5 protein-coding genes are annotated in these 7,763 nt (G+C 50.0%); 2 read left to right on the top strand and 3 right to left on the bottom strand.

What is annotated here, in order from left to right; translation table 11 throughout:
* Positions 1-1,630, top strand: a 1,630-nt coding sequence (locus M0413_RS17420) for an Ig-like domain-containing protein (protein ID WP_249555038.1), incomplete at its 5' end; no start/stop codon positions are given.
* Positions 1,631-2,303: 673 nt separating this feature from the next.
* Here the strand turns inward: M0413_RS17420 and M0413_RS17415 are convergent.
* The 3 genes from M0413_RS17415 to M0413_RS17405 all read right to left on the bottom strand — a co-directional run bounded on the left by M0413_RS17415 (position 2,304) and on the right by M0413_RS17405 (position 5,569).
* Positions 2,304-4,010, bottom strand: a complete 1,707-nt coding sequence (locus M0413_RS17415) for an amidase (RefSeq protein WP_249555044.1) — start codon at positions 4,008-4,010, stop codon at positions 2,304-2,306.
* Positions 4,011-4,087: 77 nt separating this feature from the next.
* On the bottom strand, positions 4,088-5,200 hold the full coding sequence (gene aguA, locus M0413_RS17410) for an agmatine deiminase (RefSeq protein WP_203432180.1): 1,113 nt from the start codon (positions 5,198-5,200) through the stop codon (positions 4,088-4,090).
* A gap of 168 nt (positions 5,201-5,368) precedes the next feature.
* Positions 5,369-5,569, bottom strand: coding sequence for a YheV family putative zinc ribbon protein (locus tag M0413_RS17405; RefSeq protein ID WP_011071175.1), 201 nt, complete (start codon positions 5,567-5,569; stop codon positions 5,369-5,371).
* A 276-nt stretch (positions 5,570-5,845) separates the two neighbouring features.
* Between M0413_RS17405 and M0413_RS17400 the strand changes: the two genes are divergently transcribed.
* Complete coding sequence (locus tag M0413_RS17400) at positions 5,846-7,759, top strand: ABC transporter ATP-binding protein (protein WP_203432181.1); 1,914 nt, start codon at positions 5,846-5,848, stop codon at positions 7,757-7,759.
* Positions 7,760-7,763 lie beyond the last annotated feature (4 nt).

Genomic DNA, 7,763 nt, shown 5'->3' with positions numbered 1-7,763 from the left:
TGAAGCTGTGGCTGAAGATGCTTTAGCCGCAAATGTGGGCGGTATTTTCGACTTTATCGCGACGGGTCTGCCACAACAGGGCCAAAGCTATAGCTTGGTATTGCCACAACGTTCGCCCGTTCCAGCGAATGCCGTCTACCGCAAGTTCAATGCTCAAGCGGGCTGGCGAGACTTTGTGATTGATGCAAACAACACTGTTGCCAGTACTGAGGGTGAACGTGGTTTCTGCCCGCCACCGGGGGATAGCCGTTGGACGCCGGGATTAACCGAAGGCCATTGGTGTGTGCAGTTGACTATCGAAGACGGCGGTCCTAACGATGATGATGGTGTGGCTAACCGTACTATCGTCGACCCAAGTGGCGTTGCTGTGATGCTCAATGGTAACCACTTGCCTGTCGCCAATCCCGACTCGGCTGCGATTGCTTGGAACCAAAGTATCGATGTCAATGTGCTTGCCAACGATACGGATAGCGATGGCGATAGTTTGAGCGTCACGCAAGTGATTAGTGAGTTTGGCACAGTCACCGTGCTGGCCAATCAGCAGCTCAGCTACACACCGGCGGCAGACTTTATCGGCACCGATGTGTTGGTGTATAGCATTACCGATGGCAAAGGTGGTACGGCAAGTACTGAGCTGACGATCGTGGTGAATGGTAACACTGCACCTGTGACTGTCGATGACAGTGCCGCTACCGATGACCGTACCAGCTTGCTTGTCGATGTGCTGAGTAATGACACCGATGTGGATGGTAATACGTTAACCTTGTTAAGTGCGACGGCTCAACAGGGCACTGTGGCTATCGAAGCCAATAAACTGCGCTATATCCCTAAAACAGGATTCGATGGTGTGGATACCGTGACCTATAGGATTAGCGACGGCCAAGGTGGTGAAGCGACAGGGCAAGTGCTTATCACAGTGAAAGCCTATCAAGAGGTCATTATCGATAATAAGTCAGGAGGAGGCAGTATGACCTTATGGGCGTTGGCATTTATCTTGGCATGCGCGATATTGCGTCGCCGAGAATTACAGCGATTGGCCTTAGGCTGCCTGTTATTGCTCAGTGTAACGCAACAGGCACAGGCAACCGACTGGTATGTTGAGGGTTTTATCGGCCAAGCGCAGGCCGATAAAACACTGCCTGAGTTAAACGCCCAAGTCGGAGAGGGACAACTCCTCAACGTCGATGACTCGGATACCGCATTTGGGGTGAGCCTAGGTTATCAATGGACACCGATTGTGGCATTGGAACTGGGCTATGCCGATTTTGGTGAAGGAAGTGCAAGGATTAAGGGCGCGACGTTAACGCCAGCGCAATACCATGAGTTGGTGAAAACTGTCACCCCAGTGCTTGCCGATGGGGTGATGTTGGGCTTGAGATTTACCTTGCTGCAGCATCAAGGTTGGCGCTTTGAAGTACCCGTTGGCTTGTTCCATTGGCAAGCGGATATTAGTAGTACCATGGGCAATACCACGATAACGACTGATTTAGATGGCACAGATTGGTATGCGGGAGTGCGTTTTAGTTACCAATTTAGTGATGCGTGGTCTGTGGGTTTAGGTTATCAATACCTTGCTATAGAGCCGAATGACCTATTGAGCTATCAACTCAATCTGCGTTATCAGTTTTAGATGATATTGACATCAAAAGGGGCTTAGCCCCTTTTTTGTTTCCAGCCCTAAACCACCTACTTCAGTAGGCAGTCTCTTGATCACAAGACCTGTTTAAGAGACCGAGCGAGTTCGTAACCCTCAAGGATGGCTTGCAATTTGAGCCATCCTTTCCTGAGCGTCTTAACTAACGCTCATCCATTTTTTTACTGTCTTTCCAACTGCCAAGACCTGTGAAAACGCGCACGAGTAAAGGATCAAAATCGTTCTAGATCCTGATGTTTTGAATACGACAGTATGCTTATCCAACTTTTTGATAGGGGATAGAGAATCACATAACATGGTGTGTAACGATGAAATTTTTTAGGCCAGAAAGTTCGTTACTGCTCCATCGGCAAATTTTTAACTCGTTTTGGGGCAAAAACATTTTATCAAAGGCTGCGTATTGATGGGATTGCTGCCATTTAGTGTGATTCTTAATTGCTTGGTATAAGACTGTATTACTCTCTAACAGTAGCAAACAGCAGCAAATGGCGAAATCTCGTATCAGGCTTTTGTTAGCATAAAAAACGGGATTGGCATATTAAGGCCCATCCCGTTTTTATGACTCTACACTTTGCCGTTATAAGGGGCTAAATCTCTAAGAAGATAAATCCCTAAGACTAAGCTAAGTGTATATTTGTCAGTTTAACGCTTATTGACTCAGTTTTGGTGTACGCGGCGGAATAATGCGCCTGTTACCTGTCGACTCAAATGCACCGGCAAATTTAAGCAGGTTATTATCGTCATAGGCGCGGCCCGCAAAGGTTAGACCCACTGGCATGCCAATATCGGCCATCACACCCATAGGTACAGTCACAGTCGGTACGCCTAAGTGGCGAATCGCAAGGTTTCCGTTAGCGACCCAAACTCCGTTACTCCACGCAATATCGGCAGAAGCTGGATTCACATGGGCATCGGCTGGACCCACATCCGCCACCGTTGGGAACAGCACGGCATCAAGCTTAAGTCCGTCCATCCAGTCTTCAAGATCCAGCTTACGGGTCTTTTCTAAACCACGCAGACCATCGGGAATACTGTCGATCTGATCGAAGGATTTAAGGCCACGCTTAGCCATGTTGACGTACTCTTCCATGCCTGCCGCTAAGTCACCTTCACGATTTGGCAAGGTGCCAAGATCATGGGGGAATATCAAATGCCCCACCACATCTTCAAGCTTGTTGAGTTTAGGGTCGTTGTTAGCCCGCAGGAATTCATCGAACGCCCAACCTGAGAGTTCCCACAATTCATCATGCAGGAACTGAGGTGTAACGATACCGCGGTTAAACACCGTCGGCGCGCCGGGGCGGTCGCCTTCACAATTTGAAACCAACGGAAAATCCACTTCAATCACTTCGGCGCCAGCGGCTTCCAAGGCTTTGCGCGCGGCTTCCCACAGATCGATCACCGATTGGCGGGTATGGATCCGTTGACCCGTTGGGCCGCCAATACCCGGATTTTCGCTGGTGCCAGCCAATTCATCTTTATTGATGTACATACGCGGCACACCAAAACGCTTACCCTTAAGCGTATCGGCGCTAGCCGCCAGCGCTAGATAGGATTCTGGGCGAACTGTCGATGCTTTAGGGATTTTAACCCAAGGTTGTAGACGCCAGAGATCGCCACGGGTGATTGGGTCGTCGGCCACAATCACATCGAGCACTTCGAGCATATCCGCCATTGTGCGGGTATAGGGCACAACCACATCCATGGTCGGGGTTAGCGGCCAGTTACCACGCACGGAAATCACGCCGCGAGACGGCGTATAGGCGCATAAACCATTATTGGACGCAGGGCCACGACCGCTCGACCAAGTTTCTTCGGCAAGACCGAAAGCTGAATAACTTGCCGCAGTGCCCGTGCCCGCCCCATTGGAAGAACCCGAAGCAAAGGGTGCAGTAAGATAATCAGCATTGTATGGACTTTCGGCGCGGCCATAGTGACCACGCTGCATGCCGCCATTAGCCATAGGTGGCATATTGGTTTTGCCTAGGCAAATGGCACCCGCGGCGCGTAGGCGCTCGACGGCAAAGGCATCGTACTGGGCCACTAAATCTTTAAAGGCTGGGCTGCCAGACGCCGCCGTCAGTCCCTTCACCAAATAGCTATCCTTAGCGGTGTAAGGAATACCATCGAGCGGGCTTAAGGTTTCACCTCGAGCGCGGCGCGCATCTGAGGCTTCAGCTTCTTTCAGCGCATCGGGATTGTGCACCACTAACGCATTGAGCTTAGTTTTTGTCGCAGGGCCGTCATAGGCCTCAACCCGCGCGAGATACGATTTCACCAACTCCACTGCGGTAGTACGGCCAGATTCGAGCGCTGCACGCAGCTCGGCAATGGAAACTTCAGTCACTTCAAACATCTTACGCCCTCCAGCAGAAAACCAATTGTGGTGCAATAACAGTGACATCAAGCGTCATTCTGTTCTCCTTGGTGTACTTACTTTCCAGAAGGGATCTGCTGGGTAATACAGTGGATATTGCCGCCACCTAATAAAATCTCCCGCGCGGGCACACCCACAATCTTGTGCTCAGGGAAAATGTCCTGCAGTTTTTGCGCGGCGATATCATCGGTTGCTGGGTCAAGCAGCGGGAATACGATGCGATGATTGGTGATTAAAAAGTTCACGTAAGAACCCGCTAAACGCTCACCTGCCGTACGTGGCACACCAGTGCCTTCAGTAACACCTTTTGATTCTTCTTCGCTGCAATACAGCGGCCCTGGTTGTGGCAACAGATGGATTTTTAACTTACGACCTTGGGCATCCACGGTATTTTGCAGCACTTCGAGCGCGGCTTTTGAACGTGGATATTGTGGATCCGATTCATCATCAGTCCAGTGCAGAATAACCTCACCAGGACGGGCAAAACAGCACATATTGTCGATATGGCCATCGGTCTCATCCATATAAACGCCATCTTGTAACCAGATAAACTGCTTAACATTCAAATAGTCACGCAGTAAGGCTTCAATCTGTTCTTTTGTCAGTTCAGGGTTACGATTGGCGTTGAGTAAACATTCGGCACTCGTCATACAGGTGCCTTCACCATCGACATGGATGGAGCCACCTTCAAGGATCAGCGGCGCGCGATAACGGGCAAAGCCATGCTGTGCAAGCATTTGCTGCGCGACTTGCTCGTCCTTATCCCATGGAAAGTACAAACCACCGTTATGGCCGCCCCAAGCATTAAAGCCCCAGTCAACACCGCGGCATTCGCCCTCGGCATTAACGACCACAGTAGGTCCTGTATCGCGAGCCCAGCAATCGTTACTGTCCATTTCAACCAAGGTGACGTGGGATGGCATAACCGTTTTGGCTTGTGCTAAAAAGGCTTCAGGGACACCCATATACACTGGCGTTGCCGCGCCAATCGCATCGGCCACCTTAGCGAAAGTCGCCTGAGCATACGCACCCGCAGCGCGCCAGTTATCAGGACGATAGGGCCAAATCATCCACACAGCTTGCTGCGCCGCCCATTCGGCGGGCATATAAAAACCATCTTGTGATGGCTTAGTCGTTAACGGCGTGACATCCACATTCACGTTTGTCATGAGTTTTGTCTCCAGTAATGCTGAAATCGATAAGGGTGTACGCCCCTAAAATAGGACGACAGAATACAGTTATATCAGCCCCACAACGATGCGAGGGCCATTGGCAGCGGTTAATAAAATCTCTTACATACTTTGGCAGTACGTGTTTGGCGCTTCATAAAGATGAGCCTAGTCGGGTTTAAACACCCCAATGACAGCGCCCGTGGCTTTTTCGGTCACTTTGATATCGGTTTGCTGCTCACGATAATCACAGTCAGTACATTCTACGGTTTCGATACCGTTTTCTTTAAACAGCAAAATGCTGTCTTTCGCGCCGCACTTAGGGCATTTTGCGCCAGCAACAAAGCGTTTTTTTATTTTAGTGGTCATGATACAAACCTATAAATGGCTACGCGCCCAGCGATAAGCGAATCATCGGCGTTAAGGCGAAAATGTGGCGCTATTTTGCCATACTGCCCAGCTATTGCCAGTCCTTGAATAAACTTGTGCTGCCATACTCCCTGACCACGCGGTAGATCGCTATCGCACTAGGCCATAAAAAGTCGAAGAAATACGCAGCAACTCGGCCTAAGTTGTGGTTTGCCATGAGCTTGTACGTTATCATCACAACCCTTACTCATTCATGATATGACCAAGTTGTAGTTAATGATCAGCATCAACCAAGCACAATTAATCCGTGGTAGCAAAACCCTGCTCGACGAAGCCTCTCTGACCATTTATCCCGGCCATAAGGTCGGCCTAGTGGGCGCCAACGGCACGGGTAAATCCTCACTGCTCGCATTAATTATGGGTCACCTGAGCTTAGATAAAGGCGAGTTTAGTATGCCTTCGGGTTGGCAGATTGCCAGCGTCGCCCAGGAAACCCCTGCACTCGAAATGTCTGCACTTGAATATGTGCTTGATGGCGATAAAGAATATCGCCAGCTTGAGGCTGATCTGCACATTGCACAGGAACATAATGATGGCCATGCCATTGCGACCTTGCACGGTAAAATCGATGCCATTGGCGGTTATGCTATTCGCGCCCGCGCCGGAGCCCTGCTTGCAGGTTTAGGCTTTAGCGAAGCAGAGCAAAATAACCCAGTGAAAAGCTTTTCGGGCGGTTGGCGGATGCGCTTAAACCTTGCCCAAGCACTGCTATGCCGCTCGGACTTACTGCTGCTCGACGAACCGACCAACCACTTAGACTTAGATACCATGTATTGGCTCGAAGGTTGGATTAAGTCCTATCAAGGCACGCTGATTTTAATCAGCCACGATAGGGATTTTATCGATGAAATCGTTGATGAAATCGTTCATGTCGAAAATCAAAAACTCAACTTCTACAAAGGCAACTACAGTGCCTTTGAACGCATCCGTGCTGAACGTATGGCACAGCAACAGGTCGCCTTTGAACGCCAACAAAAAGAACGGGCGCATATGCAGTCTTTTGTTGACCGCTTCCGCTACAAGGCCAGTAAAGCCAAGCAAGCGCAGAGCCGCTTAAAGGCGCTAGAGCGGATGACTGAGCTGTTACCATCTCAAGCAGATAGCCCGTTTTATATGGAGTTTCGCCCACCAGAAGCCCTGCCCAATCCATTGATAAAAATGGAGCAAGTGGCGGTGGGTTATGGCGATAAGCAAATCCTCAGCAAAGTGCATTTAAACTTAGTGCCCGGTGCGCGCATTGGGTTGCTCGGCCGTAACGGTGCGGGTAAATCAACCCTAATCAAGCTGTTATCGGGCCAGTTATCACCGATGACCGGATTGTATGAGCCCAATCCCGGCCTGAATATCGGTTACTTTGCCCAGCATCAAATTGAATTTTTACGCTTAGACGATACGCCGCTGCAACATTTAGTGCGCCTTGCGCCTAATGCCCGCGAGCAGGAATTGCGTAACTTCCTCGGTGGTTTTGGCTTTAATGGCGATATGGCACTCTCGCCAGTGCGCCCCTTCTCTGGTGGCGAAAAAGCCCGTTTAGTGTTGGCATTATTGGTATGGCAACGGCCCAATCTGTTGCTGCTTGACGAACCAACCAACCATTTAGATTTAGAGATGCGCCATGCGCTCACTATGGCATTGCAAACCTTTGAAGGTGCTATGGTGATTGTATCGCACGACCGCCATTTATTGCGCTTAACCTGTAGCGACTACTATTTGGTTGACCAAGGTGAAGTACAAGCCTTTGATGGCGATCTTGACGATTACCACCAATGGTTGCTCGACGCCGCGAAAGCAGCCAATGCCAACCAAGCAGCCAACAGCGATGACACCAAACCCGCTGTCGATAAGAAGCAGCAAAAGCGCTTAGAGGCTGAGCTACGCCAAAAAGTGTCGCCCCTTAAACGGAAACAAGCCAAGTTAGAAATTGATCAACAAAAACTCAGTGAGCGCCTTGCCGAGTTAGAACACCTGCTCGCCGATGGCGAGTTATATGATCAAGACAATAAAGCCAAGCTCACCTCGGTACTGAATGAGCGCACCAGCTTGACACAGACGCTAGAAGAAAGTGAAATGCAATGGCTTGAGCTACAAGAAGAAATTGATGCAATGGAACTTGAGTTAATGGGCCAATAATCGG

It is taken from the genome of Shewanella sp. 8A (genome assembly GCF_023475945.1).
Taxonomy (GTDB): Bacteria; Pseudomonadota; Gammaproteobacteria; order Enterobacterales; family Shewanellaceae; genus Shewanella; species Shewanella xiamenensis.
Note: the sequence above shows the minus strand (reverse complement) of the source record. Positions and strands in the feature narration are given on the sequence as shown.

What these genes read in the sequence shown, in the direction of transcription:
- aguA (WP_203432180.1), bottom strand. Translation starts at nt 5,200, where the DNA reads ATGACAAACGTGAATGTGGATGTCACGCCGTTAACGACTAAGCCATCA.
- M0413_RS17415 (WP_249555044.1), bottom strand. Translation starts at nt 4,010, where the DNA reads ATGTTTGAAGTGACTGAAGTTTCCATTGCCGAGCTGCGTGCAGCGCTC.
- M0413_RS17400 (WP_203432181.1), top strand. Translation starts at nt 5,846, where the DNA reads ATGATCAGCATCAACCAAGCACAATTAATCCGTGGTAGCAAAACCCTG.
- M0413_RS17405 (WP_011071175.1), bottom strand. Translation starts at nt 5,569, where the DNA reads ATGACCACTAAAATAAAAAAACGCTTTGTTGCTGGCGCAAAATGCCCT.